The sequence below is a fragment of the Luteimonas sp. 22616 genome (genome assembly GCF_052044325.1).
Lineage (GTDB): Bacteria > Pseudomonadota > Gammaproteobacteria > Xanthomonadales > Xanthomonadaceae > Luteimonas.
Genome location: NZ_JBQEMW010000001.1, coordinates 2,023,506 through 2,046,499 on the forward strand (window position 1 = coordinate 2,023,506; position 22,994 = coordinate 2,046,499).

At 68.6% G+C, this 22,994-nt stretch carries 28 protein-coding genes; 18 read left to right on the plus strand and 10 right to left on the minus strand.

Translation table 11 applies throughout. The features are described from left to right. Positions 1-19 precede the first annotated feature (19 nt). The 14 genes from ACTJIL_RS09310 (at position 20) to ACTJIL_RS09375 (ending at position 11,412) form a co-directional block, all read left to right on the plus strand. Entirely contained in the window at positions 20-562 is a 543-nt protein-coding gene (locus ACTJIL_RS09310; protein ID WP_440755235.1) for a KdsC family phosphatase, read from the plus strand. After that, a complete protein-coding gene (lptC, locus tag ACTJIL_RS09315; RefSeq protein ID WP_440755236.1) occupies positions 559-1,119 on the plus strand; it encodes an LPS export ABC transporter periplasmic protein LptC in 561 nt (186 codons plus the stop codon). The genes ACTJIL_RS09310 and lptC overlap by 4 nt, the downstream gene beginning before the upstream one ends. Then, on the plus strand, positions 1,100-1,666 hold the full coding sequence (gene lptA / locus ACTJIL_RS09320) for a lipopolysaccharide transport periplasmic protein LptA (RefSeq protein WP_440755237.1): 567 nt from the start codon (positions 1,100-1,102) through the stop codon (positions 1,664-1,666). The genes lptC and lptA overlap by 20 nt, the downstream gene beginning before the upstream one ends. Then, a complete protein-coding gene (lptB, locus tag ACTJIL_RS09325; RefSeq protein ID WP_440755238.1) occupies positions 1,666-2,385 on the plus strand; it encodes an LPS export ABC transporter ATP-binding protein in 720 nt (239 codons plus the stop codon). The genes lptA and lptB overlap by 1 nt, the downstream gene beginning before the upstream one ends. A 45-nt stretch (positions 2,386-2,430) precedes the next feature. Then, on the plus strand, positions 2,431-3,855 hold the full coding sequence (locus ACTJIL_RS09330; RefSeq protein WP_440755239.1) for an RNA polymerase factor sigma-54: 1,425 nt from the start codon (positions 2,431-2,433) through the stop codon (positions 3,853-3,855). A gap of 130 nt (positions 3,856-3,985) precedes the next feature. Then, the gene (gene hpf / locus ACTJIL_RS09335) at positions 3,986-4,315 is read left to right on the plus strand and encodes a ribosome hibernation-promoting factor, HPF/YfiA family (RefSeq protein WP_440755240.1); all 330 of its coding nucleotides are present in this window, start codon (positions 3,986-3,988) and stop codon (positions 4,313-4,315) included. A gap of 22 nt (positions 4,316-4,337) precedes the next feature. Next, the gene (locus ACTJIL_RS09340) at positions 4,338-4,811 is read left to right on the plus strand and encodes a PTS sugar transporter subunit IIA (protein WP_440755241.1); all 474 of its coding nucleotides are present in this window, start codon (positions 4,338-4,340) and stop codon (positions 4,809-4,811) included. Next, positions 4,808-5,767 (plus strand): HPr(Ser) kinase/phosphatase, encoded by a 960-nt coding sequence (hprK, locus tag ACTJIL_RS09345; RefSeq protein WP_440755242.1) that lies wholly within the window; start codon positions 4,808-4,810, stop codon positions 5,765-5,767. Before ACTJIL_RS09340 ends, hprK begins: the two co-directional genes overlap by 4 nt. Further along, a complete protein-coding gene (rapZ, locus tag ACTJIL_RS09350) occupies positions 5,764-6,663 on the plus strand; it encodes an RNase adapter RapZ (RefSeq protein WP_440755243.1) in 900 nt (299 codons plus the stop codon). Before hprK ends, rapZ begins: the two co-directional genes overlap by 4 nt. A gap of 106 nt (positions 6,664-6,769) precedes the next feature. Continuing rightward, positions 6,770-7,162, plus strand: coding sequence for a PTS sugar transporter subunit IIA (locus ACTJIL_RS09355; protein ID WP_440755244.1), 393 nt, complete (start codon positions 6,770-6,772; stop codon positions 7,160-7,162). Positions 7,163-7,261: 99 nt separating this feature from the next. After that, positions 7,262-7,531, plus strand: a complete 270-nt coding sequence (locus tag ACTJIL_RS09360; RefSeq protein ID WP_440755245.1) for an HPr family phosphocarrier protein — start codon at positions 7,262-7,264, stop codon at positions 7,529-7,531. Then, positions 7,531-9,255 carry a phosphoenolpyruvate--protein phosphotransferase gene (ptsP, locus tag ACTJIL_RS09365; protein ID WP_440755246.1) on the plus strand — a complete coding sequence of 575 codons (1,725 nt, stop codon included), beginning with the start codon at positions 7,531-7,533 and terminating at the stop codon, positions 9,253-9,255. The genes ACTJIL_RS09360 and ptsP overlap by 1 nt, the downstream gene beginning before the upstream one ends. A gap of 188 nt (positions 9,256-9,443) precedes the next feature. Beyond that, positions 9,444-10,805 carry a magnesium transporter gene (mgtE, locus tag ACTJIL_RS09370; protein ID WP_440755247.1) on the plus strand — a complete coding sequence of 454 codons (1,362 nt, stop codon included), beginning with the start codon at positions 9,444-9,446 and terminating at the stop codon, positions 10,803-10,805. 139 nt (positions 10,806-10,944) lie between these two features. Further along, positions 10,945-11,412, plus strand: a complete 468-nt coding sequence (locus ACTJIL_RS09375; protein ID WP_440755248.1) for a hypothetical protein — start codon at positions 10,945-10,947, stop codon at positions 11,410-11,412. A 64-nt stretch (positions 11,413-11,476) separates the two neighbouring features. On the opposite strand, the gene ACTJIL_RS09380 is transcribed toward ACTJIL_RS09375, so the two are convergent. From ACTJIL_RS09380 to ACTJIL_RS09395, 4 genes are all read right to left on the minus strand, one after another. After that, on the minus strand, positions 11,477-12,406 hold the full coding sequence (locus ACTJIL_RS09380) for an aspartate carbamoyltransferase catalytic subunit (protein WP_440755249.1): 930 nt from the start codon (positions 12,404-12,406) through the stop codon (positions 11,477-11,479). 106 nt (positions 12,407-12,512) lie between these two features. Further along, a complete protein-coding gene (gene ruvX / locus ACTJIL_RS09385; RefSeq protein ID WP_440755250.1) occupies positions 12,513-12,974 on the minus strand; it encodes a Holliday junction resolvase RuvX in 462 nt (153 codons plus the stop codon). Continuing rightward, positions 12,971-13,537: a YqgE/AlgH family protein gene (locus ACTJIL_RS09390; RefSeq protein ID WP_440755251.1), complete on the minus strand. Its 567-nt coding sequence runs from the start codon at positions 13,535-13,537 to the stop codon at positions 12,971-12,973. Before ACTJIL_RS09390 ends, ruvX begins: the two co-directional genes overlap by 4 nt. A 38-nt stretch (positions 13,538-13,575) precedes the next feature. Then, on the minus strand, positions 13,576-14,034 hold the full coding sequence (locus ACTJIL_RS09395) for an FKBP-type peptidyl-prolyl cis-trans isomerase (RefSeq protein ID WP_440755252.1): 459 nt from the start codon (positions 14,032-14,034) through the stop codon (positions 13,576-13,578). A gap of 111 nt (positions 14,035-14,145) precedes the next feature. Between ACTJIL_RS09395 and ACTJIL_RS09400 the strand changes: the two genes are divergently transcribed. Continuing rightward, a complete protein-coding gene (locus ACTJIL_RS09400; RefSeq protein ID WP_440755253.1) occupies positions 14,146-14,694 on the plus strand; it encodes a DNA-3-methyladenine glycosylase I in 549 nt (182 codons plus the stop codon). Between the two features lie 531 nt (positions 14,695-15,225). Here the strand turns inward: ACTJIL_RS09400 and ACTJIL_RS09405 are convergent. From ACTJIL_RS09405 to ACTJIL_RS09415, 3 genes are all read right to left on the minus strand, one after another. After that, positions 15,226-15,852 carry a superoxide dismutase gene (locus ACTJIL_RS09405; RefSeq protein WP_440755254.1) on the minus strand — a complete coding sequence of 209 codons (627 nt, stop codon included), beginning with the start codon at positions 15,850-15,852 and terminating at the stop codon, positions 15,226-15,228. 129 nt (positions 15,853-15,981) lie between these two features. Then, positions 15,982-17,112: a PilT/PilU family type 4a pilus ATPase gene (locus ACTJIL_RS09410; protein ID WP_386705617.1), complete on the minus strand. Its 1,131-nt coding sequence runs from the start codon at positions 17,110-17,112 to the stop codon at positions 15,982-15,984. Between the two features lie 111 nt (positions 17,113-17,223). Beyond that, positions 17,224-18,261 carry a type IV pilus twitching motility protein PilT gene (locus ACTJIL_RS09415; RefSeq protein WP_440755255.1) on the minus strand — a complete coding sequence of 346 codons (1,038 nt, stop codon included), beginning with the start codon at positions 18,259-18,261 and terminating at the stop codon, positions 17,224-17,226. Between the two features lie 101 nt (positions 18,262-18,362). Here ACTJIL_RS09415 and ACTJIL_RS09420 point away from each other — a divergent pair, with 101 nt between their 5' ends. The 3 genes from ACTJIL_RS09420 to ACTJIL_RS09430 all read left to right on the plus strand — a co-directional run bounded on the left by ACTJIL_RS09420 (position 18,363) and on the right by ACTJIL_RS09430 (position 20,750). Then, a complete protein-coding gene (locus tag ACTJIL_RS09420; RefSeq protein WP_440755256.1) occupies positions 18,363-19,079 on the plus strand; it encodes a YggS family pyridoxal phosphate-dependent enzyme in 717 nt (238 codons plus the stop codon). 311 nt (positions 19,080-19,390) lie between these two features. Continuing rightward, positions 19,391-20,248, plus strand: a complete 858-nt coding sequence (proC, locus tag ACTJIL_RS09425; protein ID WP_440755896.1) for a pyrroline-5-carboxylate reductase — start codon at positions 19,391-19,393, stop codon at positions 20,246-20,248. After that, entirely contained in the window at positions 20,241-20,750 is a 510-nt protein-coding gene (locus tag ACTJIL_RS09430; RefSeq protein ID WP_440755257.1) for a DUF4426 domain-containing protein, read from the plus strand. The genes proC and ACTJIL_RS09430 overlap by 8 nt, the downstream gene beginning before the upstream one ends. 139 nt (positions 20,751-20,889) lie before the next feature. Here ACTJIL_RS09430 and ACTJIL_RS09435 read toward each other — a convergent pair whose 3' ends face one another. The 3 genes from ACTJIL_RS09435 to pdxH all read right to left on the minus strand — a co-directional run bounded on the left by ACTJIL_RS09435 (position 20,890) and on the right by pdxH (position 22,978). Continuing rightward, positions 20,890-21,285 (minus strand): DoxX family protein, encoded by a 396-nt coding sequence (locus tag ACTJIL_RS09435; RefSeq protein ID WP_440755258.1) that lies wholly within the window; start codon positions 21,283-21,285, stop codon positions 20,890-20,892. 284 nt (positions 21,286-21,569) lie between these two features. Continuing rightward, positions 21,570-22,379 (minus strand): cobalamin-binding protein, encoded by an 810-nt coding sequence (locus ACTJIL_RS09440; RefSeq protein WP_440755259.1) that lies wholly within the window; start codon positions 22,377-22,379, stop codon positions 21,570-21,572. After that, positions 22,376-22,978: a pyridoxamine 5'-phosphate oxidase gene (pdxH, locus tag ACTJIL_RS09445; protein ID WP_440755260.1), complete on the minus strand. Its 603-nt coding sequence runs from the start codon at positions 22,976-22,978 to the stop codon at positions 22,376-22,378. Before pdxH ends, ACTJIL_RS09440 begins: the two co-directional genes overlap by 4 nt. Positions 22,979-22,994: the final 16 nt, after the last annotated feature.

The window sequence follows — 22,994 nt, forward strand, 5'->3', positions numbered from 1 at the left end:
CCATTGCCTGGAAAACCGAATGCCGAACCAAGCTGTCCCCGCCGACCTCCTCGAACGCGCAGCGAAGATCCGCCTGGCGTGCTTCGACGTCGATGGCACGCTGACCGACGGGCGGCTGTGGTTCGATGCCGACGGCCGCGAGTCCAAGGCCTTCAGCGTGGTCGACGGCCAGGGCCTGTCGCTGCTGCGCAAGTCGGGGATCGAAGTCGCCTTCGTCACCGCACGCAACAGCGCCGCGGCCGCCCACCGGGCACGCGACCTGGGGGTGCGCTCGCACGTCGGCGTCGGCGACAAGTTCGCCTGCGTCGAAGGGCTGGCGGCCGAACTGGGCATCGGCCTGGCACAGGTGGCCTTCATGGGCGACGACCTGCCCGACATCCGGATCATGCGTGCCGTCGGCCTGGCCGTGGCTCCGGCCAGCGCGCACGCCTGGACGCGCGAGCGCGCGCACTGGTGCACCGCCGCGCGCGGCGGCGAAGGCGCGGCGCGCGAACTGTGCGACCTGCTGCTCTCGGCGCAGGGCCACGTGGATACGCTGCTGGCCGCGGTGGACGCGCCATGAGCTGGCGCGGCGTGCTCACCCTCGTCCTGCTGGTCGCCGCCCTTATGACCGGCTGGGCGGTGTGGCGCCAGCGCGCGCCCGAACCGGTGGCAACCGCCCCCAACGCGCGTCCCGACTACGTGCTGCACGACTTCGAACTGGTCGCGCTCGACAAGCAGGGCAAGGAGGCCTTCCTCCTGCGCGCGCCGGAACTGGCACGCAACCCCGACGACAGGACCCTGTCGATCGCCACGCCGCTGTTCCTGATCCCGGACAAGGAAGGCAAGCGCTGGGAGGTCCGCTCGAAGACCGGCTGGGTGGCCGCCGACAACAGCGAGATCCGGCTACGCGGGAAGGTGGAGGCCAACAGCCCCCCCGGCGATTCGCGCCCAAGCGTGATGAAGACCGAGCAACTGAACGTGTTCCCGGACACGAACAAGGCATCCTCGCCCGTTCTGGTGACCGTCACCAGCCCCGCCTCTACAATGCGGGGCACTGGAATGCGGGCCGACCTGGCCACCAATCGCATCGAACTCCTTTCCAAGGTCAGCATGAGCTATGAACCCACGCGCCACTAGTTTTCCGACGATCCTCGTCGCGCTGCTGTGCCTGTGCGTGGGCAGCGCTTGGGCGAAATCCTCCGACCGCAACCAGCGGATGAATGTCAGCTCCGACAGCAGCGACTGCTCGGTCAATGAATCCGGGCCCTGCATCCTGCGCGGCAACGTGCACATCGTGCAGGGCACGCTCGACATCCAGTCGTCGAAGGCCGACATCCGCCGCGGCGGCAACCAGCAGGTCATCAAGCTCACCGGCGCGCCGGTGAAGATGAAGCAGCAGATGGACGACGGCGGCTGGATGAACGCCACTGCCGCGCAGATCGACTACGACCAGAACCGGGACACCGTGGTGTTCAGTGGCAAGGCCGTGGTGCAGCAGCCCGGCCGGGGCAGCATCTCCGGCGAGCGCATCGTCTACAACATGGCCACCGGCCAGGTGCAGAGCGGCGCGGCCGCCGGCACCGGTGGCCGCGTCAACATGACCTTCGAACCGAAGAACAAGGCCCCTGCCCAGGACTCGAAGACCGAGCCGCAGGCCGAGCCGCCGAAACAGGACGACAACTAGTGCTCGTCGCCAAGGGACTGCGCAAGCGCTACCGCTCGCGCGAGGTCGTGCGCGACTTCGGGCTGACGCTCGACGCCGGAGAGGTCGTGGGCCTGCTCGGCCCCAACGGCGCCGGCAAGACCACCTGCTTCTACATGATCGTCGGCCTGGTGCCGGCCGACGAGGGCGAAATCGTGCTCGACGGCCGCGACATCACCGCCGAGCCGATGTACACCCGCGCGCGCCTCGGCGTCGGCTACCTGCCGCAGGAACCATCGGTGTTCCGCAAGCTCAGCGTCGCCGACAACATCCGGCTGGTGCTGGAACTGCGCGACGACCTCGACCGCAACGCCCGCGAGCGCGAGCTGGCCAGCCTGATGGACGAGTTGCAAGTCGGCCACGTCGCCGAGCAGATCGGCGCGAGCCTGTCCGGTGGCGAGCGGCGCCGGGTCGAAATCGCGCGCGCGCTGGCCGCCAACCCGCGGCTGATGCTGCTCGACGAACCCTTCGCAGGCGTCGACCCGATCTCCGTCGGCGAGATCCAGCGCATCGTCCGCCACCTCAAGAACCGCGGCATCGGCGTGCTGATCACCGACCACAACGTCCGCGAGACCTTGGGCATTTGCGACCGGGCGTATATCCTCAGCGAAGGCGGCGTGCTCGCGCAGGGGGCTCCGGACGCGCTGCTGGCCAATCCGGACGTGCGTCGCGTCTACCTGGGGGATTCCTTCCGCCTGTAGCCGCGCGCCGTCGCCAACGGTCGCAGGAAGCGCCTGCAGGGGAAGATGAAACCACGCCTCCAGACATCGCTGGGACAACACCTCGTCCTGACGCCGCAACTGCGCCAGGCGCTGCACCTGTTGCAGCTCTCGGCGCTGGAACTCGAGGCCGAGATCAACGCCGCGGTCGAGAGCAACCCGCTGCTCGACTGGGACGAATCCGAGCCGCTGCGCGTCGGCGACGACAGCGCCGATGCGCCGGCCGCCGAAGCCGTGGGCGACGGCGAAGCGAAGGACGCCGAATTCCGCGATGACGACTGGGGCCAGTCCGGCGAGGCGTGGCAGGAATCGCGCGGCTGGCAAGGCGACGACGACGGCGACCCGGTCGATCGCATGGTGCAGACCGATTCGCTGCACGACCATCTGGCGTGGCAACTGAACCTGGGCCAGTTGTCCGTGCGCGACCTGCGCATCGGCCTGATGCTGATCGACGCGATCGACGACGACGGCTACCTGCGCGAATCGCTGGACGCGATCGCGCAATCGCTGTTGCCGGAGATCCAGTGCACGCCCGATGAAATCCTGGCCGTGCTGCGCCATGTGCAGCGCCTCGACCCGGTGGGCGTCGGCGCGCGCGACCTCGGCGAATGCCTGGTGCTGCAGCTCGACAACCTGCCCGACGACACCCCCGGGCGAACGCTGGCGCGGCGCATCGCCACCGACCACATCGACCGCCTGCCCAGGATCGGCATCGAGGGCGTGGCCGCCGAGCTGTGCTGCGAACTGGAGCGGGCGGAGCAGGCGCTGGCACTGCTGCGTTCGCTCGATCCGCGCCCCGGTGCACAGATCGGCGACCTGCCGGCCAACACCTACGTCACGCCCGACTGCGTGATCACCCGCCAGCAGGGCATGTGGCGGGTCACGCTGGCCAACGAGCGGCAACCGCGGCTGACCATCCATCGCGGCTACGAGCAGATGATCCAGCACGCCGGCAGCAGCGATGCCGGCTACCTGCGCGGCCGCCTGCAGGAAGCGCGCTGGCTGCTGAAGAACCTGGCCCAGCGCGGCGAAACCCTGCTCAAGGTGGTGCAGTGCCTGGTCCGCGAACAATCCGGGTTCCTCGAGTTCGGCCCCCAGGCCCTGCGGCCGCTGACGCTGCGCGAGGTCGCGGCCGAAGTGGGCCTGCACGAATCGACGATTTCCCGCTCGATCTCGCGCAAGTACGTGCGCACGCCGCGCGGGACGATCCCGCTGCGCGCCTTCTTCGCCTCCGGCATCGGCACCGAGGGCGGCGGCGAGGCATCGAGCATCGCCATCCAGGAAATGATCAAGCGCCTGGTCGAAGCCGAGAACCCGCGCAAGCCGCTGTCCGACGCGCGCCTGGCCGAGATGCTGAAGGCCACCGGCGTGCCCGTGGCCCGGCGCACCGTGGCCAAGTACCGCGAACTGCTCAGCATCCCCTCCTCGCACGAGCGCGTCCGGGTGGCGTGAATGCGCCGCGGCAGGTCCTGAACCTTCCCGCCGCCGGCACGCTGGGTTAACCTGTTTTTATCCCTTGCGCGCCCGCTTCGGGCGATGCTGGATCCCCGGCCAGTCCGGCCGGAAAACCAGGAGGTGGCGAATGCGTATCGATATCCACGGCCATGAGATCAAGGTGACCTCCGCGCTGCGCGACTACGTCGAAAGCAAGTTCGAGCGCCTCGGGCGCCATTTCGAACAGCCCTTCGAGATCCGCACCCAGCTCAGCCTCGACAAGCCCAACCACTGCGCCGAGGCCACGATCAATCTGTCGGGCCAGAACCTGCACGCCGATGCCAGCGCCATCGACATGTACGCGGCGATCGACCTGCTGGCCGACAAGCTCGACCGGCTGCTGCTCAAGCACAAGCAGAAGATGGTGGACAACTACCGCCGCGGCGAGAGCATCGCGCGCAGCGGCGAATTCACCTGACACGCACGGGCGGCCCCGTCCCATGCCGATTGCCGACCTGCTCACCGCCTCGCGCGTCGTGATGCTGACCGAAGCGGGCAATCGCGACCGGGTCCTGGACGCCGCCGCCCGCCTGCTGGCGGATGCTTCGCCCACCATGACCCCGGTCATCGGCGCTGCCCTGCGCGAGCGCGAGGCGCTGGGCAGCACCGCCATCGGCCACGGCGTGGCCATCCCGCACGCCCGCAGCAAGGCCTTCAGCGCCGCGCGCGGCACCTTCCTCCGGCTCGACCACCCGGTCGACTTCGGCGCCCGCGACCATGCGCCGGTCGACCTGGTGTTCGCGATGAGCGTGCCGGAGCACTCGCCGCAGCAATACCTGGAAATCCTCTCGGAACTGGCCGAGCGGTTTTCCAGCCGAGACTTCCGCGACGCACTGCGCGACGCCCGCGACGTGCGCACGCTGCACGGGATCCTGCTGGGCCTGCCGCAGCCGACCATGGCGGTGCTGCATTGAACGCCAGCATCACCGCCGCCGACCTGTTCGAACAGATGCGCGAACGCCTGGACCTGCACTGGATCGCGGGCCAGCGCGGCGAGCCGCGTGTGCTGGAGGCGGTTGACACCGTCGCCCGCCGGCCATCGCTCGCCGGCTACCTCAACACCATCTATCCCAACAAGGTGCAGATCCTCGGCACCGAGGAACTGGCCTGGCTGGATTCGCTCGATTCGCGGCTGCGCTGGGAGATCATCGAAAAGCTGATGCGCTACCGGCCGCTGGCGCTGGTGATCAGCAAGGACCAGCGCTGTCCCGAGGACCTGGCCGAGGCCGCCGAGGAATCGGACACGCCGCTGTGGGGCTCGCCCCGGCGTGGCCATGAACTGCTCAACCACCTCCAGTACCACCTGGCGCGCAAGCTGGCGCCGCGGATCACCCTGCACGGGGTGTTCATGGAGATTTACTCGATCGGCGTGCTGATCACCGGCGAATCGGGTTCGGGCAAGAGCGAGCTGGCGCTCGAACTGCTCTCGCGCGGCCATCGCCTGGTGGCCGACGATGCGCCCGAGTTCACCCAGATCGCGCCCGACGTGCTCGACGGCACCTGTCCAGAGCTGCTGCAGGACCTACTGGAACTGCGCGGCCTGGGCGTGCTCAACATCCGCGAGATGTTCGGCGACACCGCGGTGAAACGGAACAAGTACCTGCGCCTGGTCGTCCACCTGACCCGGCCGCGGCTGGAACCGCAGCCGAGCACCAGCGACGGCATGGAGCGCCTGACCGGCGACCTCGGCCTGCGCCGCGTCCTCGACCTGGACGTGCCACTGATCACCTTGGAGGTGATGCCGGGCCGCAACCTCGCCGTGCTGACCGAGGCAGCCACGCGCATGCACATCCTGCGGGCCAAGGGCGTGGACCCGGCGGCGGCGTTCATGGCCCGGCATTCGCATTTCCTGGAGCGCGGCGTGCCATGAGCGAATCCGTCAACGACCCGGCGACGAACGACGGCAAGCCGGTCCTGCTGGTCGTCAGCGGGATGTCGGGCAGCGGCAAGTCGGTCGCGCTCAAGACCTTCGAGGACCTCGAGTTCTACTGCGTCGACAACCTGCCGGCCGAATTGCTGGCCAGCTTCGTGCGCAGCGTCGCCGATGGCGACAGCGCGCCGCGCAAGCTCGCGGTCGGGATCGACGTGCGCAACCGCCACGGCGACCTCGCCAGCCTGCCGCAGTGGCTGTCGGAAGTCGGCGCGATGGGGCTCGACCCGAAGCTGGTGTTCTTCGACACCCGCGACGAGGTGCTGCTCAAGCGCTACGCCGATACCCGCCGGCGACACCCGCTCAGCCACCTCGGCCTCGCGCTGGCCGATTCGATCGCGCTGGAACGCCAGGTGCTCAAGCCGCTGCGCGCACTGGCCGACGTGATCATCGACACCAGCGACCTCAACGTCCACCAGCTGCGGCGCCGGGTCACCACCGACCTCAACCTCGGCCTGGACTCGTCGCTGTCGCTGCTGTTCGAATCGTTCGCCTACCGCCGTGGCGTGCCGTCGGACGCGGACTTCGTGTTCGACGCCCGGGTGCTGCCCAACCCGCACTGGGACCCCCGGCTGCGACCGCTGTCCGGGCGCGACCACGACGTCGCCGAATACCTCGCCGCGCAGCCGGACGTGCGCGACTACGTCGCCCAGGTGACCGGTTTTCTCGACCACTGGCTGCCGCGGATGCGCTCGGACACGCGCAGCTACGTCACCATCGCCTTCGGCTGCACCGGTGGCCGCCACCGCTCGGTCTACCTGACCGAGACCCTGGCCGAACACGCCCGCGCCCAGGGCTGGCCGGACGTGGCCACCTACCACCGCGAACTGGACTGAGTCGCCCCCGGCGCCATGTGGGAGCGGCCATGGCCGCTCCCACAAAACCGGCATCCCGCATCTCCAAGCTTCCGGCCCGTCACCCGCGTCTGCTAAGTTTGACGGCATGGCCGTCGGCATCCTTCTCGTCACCCACACCGGCATCGGCAGCGCACTGGTTGCGGTGGCGTCGTCGCTGCTGCGCAACCTGCCGCTCAAGGTCGAGGCGTTCGAGGTGCCGTTCGACGGCGACCCCGACACGTTGCTGCCGCAGGCCAGTGCGGCATTGCGCAAGGTGGACTCGGGCACCGGCGTGCTGGTGCTCACCGACCTGTACGGCGCCACGCCCAGCAACCTGGCCGCGAAGCTTGCACACCTAGGCACGCCGGTGCGGCGGGTGTCGGCGCTGAACCTGCCGATGCTGCTGCGGGTGCTGAACTATCCCGAGCTCACGCTCGACGAACTGCCCGCGGTGGCCACGGCCGGCGCCCGCAACGGCGTGGTGCTCGACGATGCCTGAGTCCGCCAGCCCTGTTGATACTGATCCGCACGCCACCCTTCCTGCCCCGCCCTCCCCCGCGCTTGCCCGTCGATGCGACGCGCAGGCAGAGACAACCCGATGATCGAACGCGAACTCCTGATCGGCAACAAGCTCGGCCTGCACGCCCGCGCCACCGCAAAACTGGTGCAGGCGCTGGCGCCGTATCGCTGCAATGCCACGCTCACCGCCAAGGGCCGCGAGGTCAATGCCAAGAGCATCATGGGGGTGATGCTGCTGGCTGCCGGACACGGCACGCCGGTGGTGCTGCGGGTCGAAGGCGAGGACGAGACCGCCGCCGCCGATGCCGTTTCGGCGCTGTTCGAGCGACGATTCGACGAGGAGAGCTGATGCGGCAGGTCCTGTCCGGTCATGGCGCATCGAAGGGCAACGCGCTGGGCCGGGCTCGCCTGCGCCTGCCGCACGTACTGGATGTCGCCGAAGACCGGATCGATGCCGCGGCGGTCGATGCCGAACTGGCGCGCCTGCATGCGGCGGTGGACACCGTGCGCTCGGAGATGCTGGCGCTGCGCGACCGCCTGCACGGCGCACTCGCGCATGAGGTCGGCGAGTTCATCGACATGCACACCCTGCTGCTCGACGACCCCGAACTGCTGCACGGGATCGAAGAGCTGATCCGCAAGGGCCTGTATGGCGCCAACTACGCGCTGCGCCTGCAGCGCGACCGGCTCGCGACCCTGTTCGCGGGCATGGACGACACCTACTTCCGCAACCGCATCGACGACATCGACCACGTCATCGGCCGCCTGCACGCCGCCCTGCACAAGCGCGACGTGAACATGCGTGGCGTGGCCGGCGAGGTCCTGGTCACCGACAACGTCGCGCCATCGGAGCTGGCGCAGCTGCAGTCGCAGGGCGTGGTGGCGATCGTCACCACCGGCGGCAGCGCGCTTTCGCACAGCGCGATCCTCGCGCGCAGCCTGCACCTGCCGCTGGTGGTGGGCGCGGCGCAGGCGCTGCAATTGGTGAACGACGGCGACGTGCTGGCGGTCGACGGCAGCGGCGGACTGGTGGTTATCGAGCCCAGCGCAACGGACCTGCGCGAGTATCGCACCCGCGTGCGCGACGAGAAGCGGGAGCGCAAGCAGCTGCACCGGCTGCGGCGCGAACCCTCGCGCACGCTCGACGGCGTCGACATCCGCGTCTACGCCAATGCCGAATCGCGCACGGATGTCGCCGAGGCGCATGCGCTGGGCGCGGCCGGCATCGGCCTGTACCGCACCGAGTTCCTATTCATGGGCGAGGAACTGCCGGACGAGGAATCGCAGTTCCGCGCCTATCGCGATGTCGCGCTCGGCATGACCGGCCGCACGGTGACGATCCGCACCCTCGACATCGGCGCCGACAAGGCCGACCGCACCGGGCTGGCGTTGAGCGACGAACCCAATCCCGCGCTCGGCCTGCGCGGCGTGCGCCTGTCGCTGGCGCGTGCGGACATCTTCGAAACGCAGATGCGGGCGATCGTACGCGCCTCGGGCTACGGCCCGATCCGCGTGCTGGTGCCGATGATCAGCAGCCGCGACGAGGTCGTCGCGGTGGCGGCGTTGCTCAAGCGCGTGCGCCGCGACCTGGTGAGCGGGGGCCACGAGATCGCCGAGCACATCCCGCTCGGGGCGATGATCGAGGTGCCGGCAGCGGCGATCGCGCTGCCCGGGTTCATCGACATGGTCGACTTCCTGTCGATCGGCACCAACGACCTGGTCCAGTACCTGCTGGCCGCGGACCGCAACAACGAGGCCCTGGGCGAGCTGTACACGCCGCTGCATCCCGCGCTGCTGCGCCTGCTGGAGAGCGTGATCCGCATCGCCCGGCGCCGCGCCAAGCCGGTGGCCGTGTGCGGCGAGATGGCCGGCGACGCCCGCTTCGCGCCGCTGCTGCTGGCACTGGGGCTGGAGGAATTCAGCCTCCATCCGGGCACGCTGCTGGAATTGCGCCACGCGATCCGCGCCTGCGACCTGGGCGTCCTGCGCGGCCGCGCACCCGCCCTGCTGCGCGCGCGCGACCGCGCGGGCATCGAGAAGTGGATGCAGGCCAACGCGCCCACCCCCGGATAGCCCACGCTCTTGTGGGAGCGGCTTCAGCCGCGAGCGCTTTCATCCGCCTCTTCACCCAAGGCAAAGCTCGCGGCTGAAGCCGCTCCCGCAGGGTGGGCAGATGTATCCCCACAAGCGATAATGCGCGCATGAACGCCTGATCCCTGTCGCGCGCACACGTGTCGCGACGCAGCCACGGAAGTTCCCGCATGGCAGAACCCGTCCGCCACGACAAGACCGCGCGCCAGCTGCGTCTGCTTTCGGACGCGCTCGACAGCGGTCGCCTCGGGCCCGTGCGGCGGCTGGTCAACACCCTCGCCCCCGCCGAGATCGGCAACCTGCTCGAATCGCTGCCGCCGGCCAAGCGCCAGGTGGTTTGGGGACTGGTCGACCCGGAAGACGACGGCGAGGTGCTGGTCCACGTCGGCGACGAGGTGCGCGAGAGCCTGCTCGCCGACATGGATCCGGACGAGATCGTGGCCGCGGTCGAGGATCTCGACATCGATGACCTCGCCGACCTGGTCGAGGACCTGCCGGACACGGTCATCGACGAAGTGCTCAAGTCGATGGACCGCGAGAACCGCGAGCGCCTCGAACAGGTGCTGTCGTACCAGGAAGACACCGCCGGCCGCCTGATGAACCCAGACGTGGTGACGGTGCGCGCCGACACCACGGTCGACGTGGTGCTGCGCTACCTGCGCCTGCGCGGCGAGCTGCCCGAGCACACCGACCACCTGTACGTAGTCAGCCGCCGCCACCAGTACCTGGGCCGCATCGCATTGCAGGTGCTGCTCACGCACGAGGCCAACACCCCGATCAACCAGCTGATCGACGACGAGCAGCCGGCGATCGACGTGCAGGAACCCGCCGACGAGGTCGCGCGCCAGTTCTCCGACCACGACTGGATCAGCGCACCGGTGGTCGACGACGGCAACATCCTGCTCGGCCGCATCACCATCGACGACGTGGTCGACATCATCCGCGACCAGGCCGAGCACCAGGCGCTGTCCGCCGCCGGCCTGGACGAGGACGAGGACATGTTCAGCCCGGTGCCGCGCGCATTCCGGCGTCGCGTGGTCTGGCTGGGCGTGAACCTGTGCACCGCGTTCCTCGCCGCCAGCGTGGTCGGCCGCTTCGAGGGTACGATCCAGCAGATCGTCGCGCTGGCGGTGCTGATGCCGATCGTCGCCGGCATGGGAGGCAACGCCGGCACCCAGGTACTGACGCTGATGGTGCGCGGCCTGGCACTCGGCCAGATCGGCAGCTCCAACTCGCGCACGCTGCTGTGGAAGGAAGTGCGCGTGGCGCTGATGAACGGGCTGACGCTGGGCACCGGGCTCGGCCTGATCGTGTGGGTCTGGTATCGCGACGTCTCGCTGTCGCTGGTGATCGCCTCGGCGCTGACGATCAACCTCGCGTCGGCCGCGCTCGGCGGCGTGCTGGTGCCGCTGGCCCTCAAGCGCATGGGCTTCGACCCGGCGCTGGCCGGCGGCGTGATCCTGACCACGATCACTGACGTGATGGGATTCCTGAGCTTCCTCGGCCTGGCGACGCTGATCCTGTTGCGTTGATCCTGCTGCGCCGCGCGTGCCGCGCTGCCCTGCTTGTCGCACCCGCCGCACACCCAACCGCAGCGCGCGTCAACGCACGTTCACTGCCACTGCCCTAGATTTTCGGGGCCGGGCTGCCGGCCACACAAGGAGAGCAAGGATGAGGATCAGCATCGCCGCCTGCCTCATGGCCGGCCTGTTCGCGATCACGGGGATGGCCCTCGCCGGGGACGGCGCCAGCCGCGTGTACCAGGACGCGAAGGTCGCCAACTTCGCCATTCCGGGCCACGACTACAGTTCGCCCGGATTCGAGAGCCTGTCGTTCTGGAGCGGCCCGCGCGGGCAGGTGGTCGATTACGAATACGGCGCAAACCACAAGCGCGTGCGGCTGCGGACGCTGGGTTCCAGCGCCGACGGCAAGGGTTTCGCCGTGCGCTTCCCGAACGGATTCGTGCTCGACGTGGTGCCGCAGGACAAGGCGCTGCAGGTCAGCGACCGCGCCGGCAAGTACAGCAAGACCTTCGAATGGCAATACGAAGGGCCGGTCGATGGCCGCGGCACGTTCTGCCAGCCATGCGTCGATGAGCCCGATGCGATCGGCTTCGTGCGCGAACACTTCATGAAGTGATGCCGCGACTGCCGTGGCGATTCGCGGCCCTGCCGGAGGTCCGGCTCCGCGCAATCCGCCTGCGTCAGCCGAGCAACGCCTCCAGCACCGCCATCCGCGCCGCGACGCCGTTGGCGACCTGGCGCAGCACCAGCGACTGCGAGCCGTCGGCCACGTCGCCGTCGATCTCGACGCCGCGGTTCATCGGCCCCGGATGCATCACCACCGCGTCCGTCGCGGCGCGGCACAGCCGTTCCGCGGTCAGGCCGTAGTCGCGGTGGTAGTCGTCGAGCGACGACACCAGCCCTTCGGCCATGCGCTCGCGCTGCAGGCGCAGCATCATCACCGCGTCGACACCTTCGAGCGCCGCGTCGAAGTCGTGCCCGACCTCGCAGCCGTCGAGCATGGCGTCGTCGGGTAACAGCGACCCCGGCCCGCAGATCCGGATTTCGCCGACGCCCAGCGTGCGCAGCGCCTGCAGGTCCGAGCGGGCGACGCGCGAATGGCGGATGTCGCCGACGATCAGCACCTTGAGCCGGGAGAAATCCGCCCCCTTGGCCTGGCGCAGCGTGAGCATGTCGAGCAGGCCCTGGGTGGGATGCGCTGTGCGGCCGTCACCGGCGTTGACCAGCGCGGTGCCCGGTCGCGCCTGCGCCGCCAGCGCGGCGACGCCACCGTCCTCGGAGTGCCGCACCACGAACCCGCGCACACCCATCGCCTCGATGTTCTTCATCGTGTCGAGCGCGGTCTCGCCCTTGCTGGTCGACGAGGTCGAGGCGTCGAAGTTGAGCACGTCCGCGCCGAGCCGCTGCGCGGCGCGCTGGAAGCTCAGCCGCGTGCGCGTCGATGGCTCGAAGAACAGCGTGCAGACCGCAGTGCCGGCCAGCGACCGCCCGGCCTCGCCGTCGGCGAAGGCCTGCGCACGGTCGAGCAGCGCGACGAGGTGTTCGCGCGGCAGGCCTTCCAGGGTGAGCAGGTGGCGCAGGTGGCCGTTGGTGTCGAGTTGCGGTGTCATGTGGTGCCCAGGTGCATAAAACCGTTCCGATCATTCGGCTTGCAGGCGCGCCTCATGGACACGATGACCCTGCCAGGTGCAGCCCGATCGCGCCCATGGAGCGCGCCTACAAAACCGTGGCGTCTCCGGGTGCGGCGATCCAGCGTTCGACGATCACCGCCGCCGCCACCGCGTCCAGGGCCGCGGCATCACGCCGCCGGCGCCGGCCTTCGGACCGGTCGAGCGCGAACCGCTGCGCCGCCTCGATCGAGCTGGCGCGCTCGTCCATCAGCACCACCGGCAGCTGGTAGCGCGCCTGCAGTTCGCGCGCGAAGGCGTGGGCGCGCTGGCGGATCGGCTGGTCGCCGCCGTCGAGCGTCATCGGATCGCCGACCACCAGCCCGTCCGGGCGCCATTCCTTGTGCAGGCGGTCGATTGTTGGCCAATCGATGTGGTCGGCATGCACATCGATCACTGCCAGCGCGCGTGCGCCGTGGCCGAAGGCGCTGCCGACCGCGACTCCGATCCGGCGCGCGCCGACGTCGAAGCCGAGCACGGTGCCGTCCGGCTTGATCGCCGTGGTGTTCATGCGTGGCCGCTGTAGTCGGCCATCCGCGCCATGTCGACGCCGATGCGCCCGGCGGCCGCCTGCCAGCGCGCGTCCAGTGGCGTTGCGAACAGCAGTTCGGCGTCGGCGGGTACGGTGAGCCAGCTGTTCTCGGTCAGTTCATACTCGAGCTGTCCCGCGCCCCAGCCCGCGCAGCCGAGCGCAACGGTCGCGCGTTCCGGGCCTTCCCCGCGCGCGATCGCCTCAAGCACGTCGCGCGAGGTGGTGACGAACAGGCCGTCGCTGATCGCCAGGCTCGAATCCCAGGCCCGCTCGCCGTCGTGCAGGACGAAGCCGCGCTCCGGATGCACCGGGCCGCCGGCGAGCACCGGCTGTTCGCCCAGCGCGGCGTCGCCGGTTTCGATTCCCATCTGCTCGAACACGTCGCCCAGGGTGTATTCCGATGGGCGGTTCACCACCACGCCCATCGCGCCGTCCTCGTCGTGCTGGCAGATCAGCGCCACCGAGCGCGCGAAATTCGGGTCGGCGAGCGACGGCAGCGCGATCAGCAGCTGGTTGGCCAGCGGTGTGGATGTGGCAGGCATGGGGGCATTCTACCGGGCAGGCCGCGATGCGTCGCCGCTCAGCCGATGCCGAACTGGATCTCTTCGGGCGACGCCAGGCGCACGTCGACCACCTCGACCTGGGCCCGGAACGGGCGCCCGGCCAGCGGGTGGTTGCCGTCGACCGTGACCGTGTCGGCATCGACCGCGGTCACCACCACGTCCAGCGGGCCACGCGCGGTCTGCGCCTTCAGCCGCGCCCCGACCTGCGGCTGGCTGTCGGCACCGAGCAGGCTGCGCGGCAGGGTCTGCACCAGCCCCTCGTGGCGCTTGCCGAAGCCCTGTTCGGGCGCGACTTCCACCTCGAACTTGTCGCCGGCCTTGCGCCCCGCCAGCGCCTCCTCGAGCCCGCGCACGATGCCGCCGGTGCCGTGCACGTAGACCAACGGGTCGTGGCCGTGCGTGGTGGTGACCTGCCCGCCCTGCTGGTCGAGCAGGGTGAAGTGGATGGTGGCGACGCGCCGATCGGCGATTTCCATGGCGAACCTGTCGTAGTCGGGGAATGCCGGGCATGGTCGCGCAGCGGCGAATCCCGGCGCAACCCCGGGCCGGCCCGCATTCGCGCCCCTGCGTTCGCTATGCTGGCGCGCATGAGCGGTTACTGCGACATCGCGCCCGGGCATCCCCTGCACGGCCCTTACCACGACCACGAGTACGGTTTCCCGCAGCGCGACGAGCACGTGCTGTTCGAGCGCCTGCTGCTGGAGATCAACCAGGCCGGCCTGAGCTGGGAAACGATCCTGCGCAAGCGCGACGGTTTCCGCCGCGCCTACGACGGTTTCGACGTCGACACCGTCGCCGGCTACGGCGAGACCGACCGCACGCGCCTGCTGGCCGACGCCGGCATCATCCGCAACCGGTTGAAGGTGGACGCCGCGATCCACAACGCCCAGGTGATCCGCGGCCTGCGCGGCACCCATGGCGACTTCGCGCAGTGGCTCGACGCCCACGCCAGCGAGAACGGCCAGCCGCGCGACAAGGCCTCATGGGTGAAGCTGTTCAAGCGGACATTCAAGTTCACCGGAGGCGAGATCACCGGCGAATTCCTGATGAGTCTGGGCTACCTGCCGGGCGCGCACCGGGCCGGGTGCCCGGCGCTCAAGCGGATCGCGGCGGCGCGCAAGGCGCTTGGCATTTGAGCGGCCGCTTCGGCTTCGGCTCTGGCCTTGGCCTTGGCCTTGGCGCTGGAACCTGGTCTTGGCTTCTGTTCCGAGTCAGGAGGCCAGAGGTCAAAATCGATGGCGAAAGTCAGAAGCTTCCGCCTTCGGCGGCTTCATTTCTTTTGATAAGCGTCACTGCGCGCGCAGGAGCGCGCGCGAACAGCGAAGCTGGCCCCGAAGGGGCGAGCGCCACGGATGGCGCGAGTCAAAGAAACAAAGCAAAGAAAAACGCTTCCTCGTACAGAGCTAACCGGGTGATTCATTGGCGCAGGGATTCTTCTAATCGGCATCCTGCCTCATAGAAAAACGTCGCACATCCATGTGCGCCGCCCTCCAGGTCTGCCCGATGACGCCGGTGATTCATTGGCAAAGCAACAACAGCGGCAGCGGCAGCGTCATTCTGCGAGGCGCCGGACGCGAACGAGTCGCCATGAATGAAAAAGGCCCGGCATTGCCGGGCCTTTTCGGAACCATCACGCAGGCAGCCGACTACGCGGCGCCTCGCCAAGCTCAACCCTTGACGGCTTCCTGGTAACGACGCTCGACCTCGTTCCAGTCGACCACGTTGTAGAACGCGCCAATGTATTCCGGGCGGCGGTTCTGGTACTTCAGGTAATAGGCGTGTTCCCACACGTCGAGACCCAGGACCGGGGTGTTGCCCGAGCCGATGCCCTTCATCAGGGGGTTGTCCTGGTTGGCGCTGCTCTCGACCGACAGCTTTCCGGACTTGTCGACGCTGAGCCACGCCCAGCCGCTGCCGAAGCGGGTCAGCGCCGCCTGGGTGAAGGCTTCCTTGAACTTCTCGAAACCGCCCAGGTCGCTGTCGATGTGCTTGGCGACATCGCCGACCGGCTGGCCGCCGCCCTTGGGCGACATCACGGTCCAGAACAGGGAGTGGTTGGCGTGGCCGCCACCGTTGTTGCGCACCGCGCCGCGGATCTTCTCGGGCAGCGCGTCGAGGTCGCGGATCAGGTCCTCGGCCGGCTTGTCGGCCAGGTCGCTGTCTTCCAGCGCCTTGTCAAGATTGTTGATGTAGGCCTGGTGATGCTTGGAGTGATGGATCTCCATCGTCTGCGCGTCGATATGCGGCTCGAGCGCGTCGTAGGCGTAGGGCAATGCGGGGAGGGTATGGGCCACGTCGATCTCCTGTCTGGAAAGCTGAATGGGTATTGTCCTACGGATGGGGTAAAGAAGGCGAAAAGAAAAGGGCGCCTGCGCGCCCTTTTCTCCGGTTTCGCCACAACGATGTGTTTCAGTCCGGCAGGCTCAGTTCGCCTCCGCGACCTCCACCCCGTCCAGCCCCTGCGACAGCGTGCGCGCATCGCCGCCCTGGGCCAGCTTGATCCGCAGGCGCACCTCGTTGGCGGAGTCGGCGTAACGCAGGGCGTCCTCGTAGCTGATCTCGCCGGCCTGGTAGAGCTCGAACAGGCTCTGGTCGAAGGTCTTCATGCCGAGGTTGGTCGACTCCTTCATGATTTCCTTGAGCTTGTGGATCTCGCCGTCGCGGATGTAGTCCTGCACCAGCGGCGTGCCGAGCATGATCTCCATCGCCACGCGCCGGCTCTTGCCGTCCGGGGTCGGGATCAGCTGCTGCGCCACCACGCCCTTGAGGTTGAGCGACAGGTCCATCAGCAGCTGGCCGCGGCGATCCTCGGGGAAGAAGTTGATGATCCGGTCCATCGCCTGGTTGGCGTTGTTGGCGTGCAGCGTACACAGCACCAGGTGGCCGGTTTCGGCGAAGGCGATGGCGTGGTCCATGCCCTCGCGGGTGCGCACCTCGCCGATCATGATCACGTCGGGCGCCTGGCGCAGGGTGTTCTTCAGCGCCGCATCCCAGCTGTCGGTGTCGATGCCGACCTCGCGCTGGGTAATGATGCAGCCCTCGTGCTTGTGCACGAACTCGATCGGGTCCTCGATGGTGATGATGTGGCCGGTCGAGTTCTGGTTGCGATAGCCGATCATCGAGGCCAGCGAGGTGGATTTACCCGTGCCGGTGGCGCCGACGAAGATGATGATGCCGCGCTTGGTCATCGCCAGGGTCTTGATGATCGCCGGCAGGTTGAGCTCTTCGATCGTCGGGATCCGGGTCTCGATCCGGCGCAGCACCATGCCCACCTGGTTGCGCTGGTAGAAGCACGACACGCGGAAGCGGCCCACGCCCGACACGCCGATGGCGAAGTTGCACTCGTGGGTGCGCTCGAACTCCTCGCGCTGCGGCGGCGACATCACGTTGAGCACCAGCTCGCGCGCCTGCTGCGGCGTCAGCGGGTTCTGGGTGATCGGCGAGATCTTGCCGTTGACCTTCATCGACGGCGGCATGCCCGCGGTGATGAACAGGTCCGACGCCTTCTGGTGCGCCATCAGCTTGAGGAACGAAGTGAAATCAATGCTGCTCATGGTGGAACTCCGGCGACTTCTGGAGGTGTCATTCCGGGCGCAGCGAGGAACCTGTCCCGGATGGTTCCCGGCGAGGCAGGATCCCCCGCTTCGCCCGGGACATTCGAAACGTTACTCGAACAAGCGCTTGTCCTTGGCGTAATCCTTCGCCTGCGCGCGCGTGACCAGGCCGCGCTTGACCAGGTCCTGCAGGTGCTGGTCGAGGGTCATCATGCCGTGCTGCTGGCCGGTCTGGATCGACGAGTACATCTGCGCCACCTTGTCCTCGCGGATCAGGTTGCGGATGGCGGGGATGCCCACCATGATTTCCCACGCCGCGGTGCGGCCGCCGCCGACCTTCTTCAGCAGCGCCTGCGAGATCACCGCGCGCAAGCTTTCGGACAGCATCGAGCGCACCATCGGCTTTTCGCCGGCGGGGAACACGTCGATGATGCGGTCGATGGTCTTGGCCGCGCTCGACGTATGCAGCGTGCCGAACACCAGGTGGCCGGTCTCCGCGGCGGTCAGCGCCAGGCGGATGGTTTCCAGGTCGCGCAGCTCGCCGACCAGGATGTAGTCCGGGTCCTCGCGCAGCGCCGAGCGCAGCGCCTCGTTGAAGCCGTGCGTGTCGCGGTGCACCTCGCGCTGGTTGATCAGGCACTTCTGCGCGGTGTGCACGAACTCGATCGGGTCCTCGATGGTGAGGATGTGGCCGTACTCGCTCTTGTTGACGTGGTCGACCATCGCCGCGAGCGTGGTCGACTTGCCCGAACCGGTCGGGCCGGTGACCAGGATCAGGCCCTGCGGCTGGTCGATCAGCTCCTTGAAGATCCGCGGCGTCGCCAGGTCCTCGAGCGTCAGCACCTCGGACGGAATCGTGCGGAACACCGCGCCGGCGCCGCGGTTCTGGTTGAACGCGTTGACGCGGAAGCGCGCCAGCCCGGCGATCTCGAACGAGAAGTCGACCTCGAGGAATTCCTCGTAGTCGCGGCGCTGCTTGTCCGACATGATGTCGTACACCAGCGCGTGCACCTGCTTGTGGTCCAGCGCCGGGATGTTGATGCGACGCACATCGCCATCGACGCGGATCATCGGCGGCAGGCCTGCCGACAGATGCAGGTCCGATGCCTTGTTCTTGACAGAAAACGCCAACAGTTCGGCGATATCCATGCATGCTCCCCTGGCATTGCGACTGGAAATGAACAACCCCTGCGCGGCAGTATAGCCCCGGACCCGCGCCAGAAATCCAGCCCGTCCCCCGCCGGAACCGCATGTACGCGCAAGCCCTGAACGCCGTCCTCGAACGCCTCGCCGCGGCTGCACGCGATGTAGGCCGCCCGCAGCCGCGCCTGCTCGCGGTGTCCAAGACGCAACCTGCGACGGCCGTCGCGGAAATGGCCGCCGCCCTGCGTGCGTCCTCCGCATCGAACGCAACCGTGACCGGCGTCGCGCATGCCCCGGCATTCGGCGAGAACTACGTCCAGGAAGCGCTGGCGAAACAGGCCGCGATTTCCCACGAAACGCTGGAATGGCACCTGATCGGCCACCTGCAGTCGAACAAGGCCCGCGAGGCGGCAGCCGCGTTCGACTGGGTGCAGACGGTGGACCGCGACAAGCTGGTCGCCGCCCTCGCCCGCCACCGCCCCGACGACCTGCCGCCGCTGAACGTGCTGGTGCAGGTGAACATCGACGACGAAGCCAGCAAGCACGGCTGCGCGCCGGAACAGGTGTCGGCGCTTGCCGCCGCGATCGCCGCGCAGCCGCGGCTGCTGCTGCGCGGACTGATGGCGATCCCCGCACCGCATCCGGACGTCGCCCGGCGACGCGCCGCATTCGGCCGCATGAAAACGCTGTTCGATACGCTGGCCACGCAGTACCCGCACGTCGACACCCTGTCGATGGGCATGAGCGACGACCTCGAACTGGCGGTGGCCGAGGGTGCAACGATGGTGCGGGTGGGGACCGCGCTGTTCGGGAAACGAGCGTGACGCTTGAAGACAGCGCGTTGGCGCCGGGCGCTGGGTGGGTGTCGGGATTGAGCTCCCGCATGCAGTAGGCTTGATGCTCGCCTGGACGGCCTGCGAGAACCCTGGCCATGCTGTCATCCCGAGCGCAGCGAGGGATCTGGCATTCCGGCAAGCGGATCCCTCGCTACGCTGGGAATGGCACCCGCCAATGCCTGGGGATTCCCGGCGCCCAAAGCACCACCGGATTCGAATGCAGCCATGCGCGCGATCAAACTGTCCGTCGCATTGGCCAGTCTCCAGGATCCAACCCTCACCAACTCCTTCCGATGACCATGAACTCTCCCAGTCCCCAGCCCCCAGCTCCCACCCCCATCGCCTTCATCGGCGGCGGCAACATGGCCCGCAGCCTGATCGGCGGACTGGTGGCGCGCGGCGTGCAGGGAGACTCGATCCGCGTCGCCGAACCGGTCGAGGCGGCGCGCACGGCCCTGGCGGCGGATTTCGGCATCACCACGTTCGCGACCGGGGCCGAGGCCGTGGACGGCGCCGGCGTATGGGTGCTGGCGGTCAAGCCGCAGGTCCTGCGTCAGGTATGCGAAACGCTGGCGCCGCAGGCGCGGGAGCAGCGACCACTGGTGATTTCGATCGCCGCCGGCATCACCTCGGCGCAGATCGCGCGCTGGCTCGGCGGCGATGACGGAACCGCAACTTCCATCGTGCGCTGCATGCCCAACACCCCGGCCATGCTCGGCGCCGGTGTCACCGGCCTGTTCGCCACGCCCGGGGTCGACGTACCGGGCCGGGCGCAGGCGGAGGAACTGCTGTCGAGCGCCGGCAAGACAGTATGGATCGACGACGAGGCGAAGATGGACGCGGTCACCGCGGTGTCCGGCAGCGGGCCGGCCTACGTCTTCCTGCTCGCCGAGGCGATGGAGGAGGCGGCGAAACACCAGGGCCTGCCCGACGATGCCGCCCGCTCCCTGGTGCTGCAGACCGTGCTCGGCGCCGCACGCATGCTCACCGAATCGGACGAACCTCCGGCCGAACTGCGCCGCCGCGTCACCTCGCCCGGCGGCACCACCCAGGCAGCGATCGAAACCTTCGAGACCGGTGGCCTGCGCGAACTGGTGGACCAGGCGATCGCCAACGCCACTGAGCGCGGCCGGCAGCTGTCGGCGGCCAATGACTGACGCGGTGTTCCGTGTCGCGACGGCGCTGCTGTTCGGCATCGCGCTCGCCGGATGCGGCAGCGGTGCGCCCGTCCCGACCGACGGCCAGGCGCAGATGCAACAGGAGGCCAGCACGCGGGTCGGCAACGTCGTCGTGCGCGCCAACGCCATCCCCACTGCGGGCCTGGGCGAAGCGGTTGCCCGCCAGTACGGCATCGAGCGCGACGCCGGCACGGTGATGCTGCTGGTCGGCGTGCGCCGCGACGACGGCAACGGTGGCGAGACCGCCCTGCCGGCGCGCGTGACCGCCGTGGCCATCGACCTGCTCGGCAAGCGCCAGCAACTGGCGATGCGCGAGGTGCGCAGCGGCAACTCCGGATCAGGTCCCGGGCAAGATTTCATCGACTACGTGGGCACCGCCCGCGTGATTACGCCGGATACGCTGCGCTTCGATGTCGAAGTAGTGCCCGAGGACGGCCCCGCGATGGAACTACACTTCAACCGCGACTTCTTCCCGCGCTGACGCAGCGGCGAATTCGAACTTGTCCCTGTAGGAGCGGCTTCAGCCGCGAGCTTTTCGGCTCTTGCCCCGGCCTTCGCAGGCGAGAAGGTAAAAGCTCGCGGCTGAAGCCGCTCCTACAAGGATGGCATGCCGTCGGGTGCTAGCGCTGGTTGATCGCGTAGCGCCCCGGGCCGAGCAGCGTGATCGCCACCGCCGTGAACAGGAACATGCCCTGCAGCTCCAGCGCCCAGCCGCCCTGGTCGTTGAGCTGGCCAAGCTGGCCCATGTGCGCCAGCGCGAACGCGAACAGCATGTTGATGACGACGATGACGGCGCCGATCCGCGCGTAGAAGCCGAACAGCAGCATCAGCGGCGCCAGCACTTCGCCGACCAGGACGCCGTAGGCGAAGAAACCCGGCAACCCGTAACCCACCACCATGCCCTCGATGGGGCCGAGTCCGTTTTTCAGTTTCGAAATGCCGTGCAGCAGGATCAGTGCGCCCAGCACGATGCGCAACACCAGCTTGCCGAAGTCCTGCATTGCCGCCTGGTTCATGGCCGTGTCCCCGTTGGTTGGAGCCGCATCATCGCAGGGCCGGGGGAATTTGTGTGTGGATGCGCAGCTGGTTCCCCCCGGCAGGAGCGGCCATGGGCGCAAGCTTTGCCGGCAATGCCTGATCGCGCCCACGGGGCGCTCCTGCGGGGATTCCGCCTCTGCGACCAGCCCCCGACGCCCGGACGGCCCCGATTCCTGACACCCCGAGACTTTCCACGCGTCGGCCGCACGGTACGTGGCTTCGACACGGGCAAATCGAAAGCCGTCGGGGGCGTAACCCCGACCTACGCGTGGCGGTTCGACCAGTCGCGGATGACGCGGGCGATCTCGCGGACGCCGTCGGTCAGCGCGGCAGGGCCGGGCTGCAGGATGATCGGCGACTTGATTTCGTGCAGTTCGCCGTCGCGCACCGCGGGGATCGCCTCCCAGCCGGGGCGCGCGGCCACTTTCTCGGGGCGGAATTTCTTGCCGCACCACGAGCCGAAGATGATGTCCGGCGCGCGCCGCGCCACCTCCAGCGGGTCGGCGAGGATGCGCTGCTTCGCCAGCGGCTCGGCCGCGCGCTCCGGGAACACGTCGTCGCCGCCGGCGATGCGCATCAGCTCGGCGACCCAGCGGATGCCGGTGATCAATGGCTCGTCCCATTCCTCGAAGTACACCCGCGGGCGCCGCGGCAGGCGCGCGGCGTCAGCGGCGATGGCATCGAGCCCGCGCTGCAGCCCGTCGGCGTAGTCGTTGGCAGGCCCGGCCGCGCCGACCAGCGCGCCGAGCCGGCGCACGTAGTCGACGATGCCATCGACGCTGCGATGGTTGCTGATCCACACCTCGACGCCGCGACGCACGAGCTCGGCCGCGATGTCGGCTTGGATGTCGGAGAACCCGACCACGAAGTCCGGCGCGAGCTTCAGGATCTCGTCGATCTTCGCGCTGGTGAATGCGCTGACCTTGGGCTTCTCCCTGCGCGCCCGCGGCGGTCGCACGGTGAAGCCGCTGATGCCGACGATCCGGTCCTGCTCGCCGAGCGCGTACAGCACCTCGGTCGGCTCCTCGGTCAGGCAGACGATGCGTTGCGGGCCGGAAGGCCGGCTGTTCACGGATACAGCATCCGCTTGGTCCAGGTACCCGTCACGTCGCCCTCGTACAGCCAGCGCTCGTGCAGGCGCGCATCGCCGGCGTACCAGAACTCGATGCCGTGCGGCCGTACGCGCAGGCCGGTCCAGCGCGGCGGGCGCGGCACGTCGCGTCCTTCGAATTCGCGTTCGGCGGCTTCCAGCGCGCGTTCGAACTGTTCGTGCGATTCCAGCGTCTCGGACTGCTTCGACACCCACGCGCCGACCTGGCTGCCGCGCGGCCGCGTGGCGAAGTAGGCGTCGGCTTCGGCGTCGCTCACCAGTTCCACGTCGCCTTCGATGCGCACCTGCACGCCGCTGCGCACGCGTGGCCAGTGGAACAGCAGCGCGGCGCGATGGTTGGCCTGCAGCTCGCGGCCCTTGCGGCCATCAAGATGGGTGTAGAACACGAAACCGCGCGCGTCATGCGCCTTGAGCAGCACCGTGCGCGCCGAAGGACAGGCATCGAGCGATGCGGTGGCGACCACCATCGCGGTGCGGTCAGGTTCGCCGGCGGCCAGGGCTTCGTCGAACAGTTGCTCGAACGTGGCGAGGGCTTCGGTGTAGAGGTCGGGCTGGTTCATTGCGGTATTGTGGCCC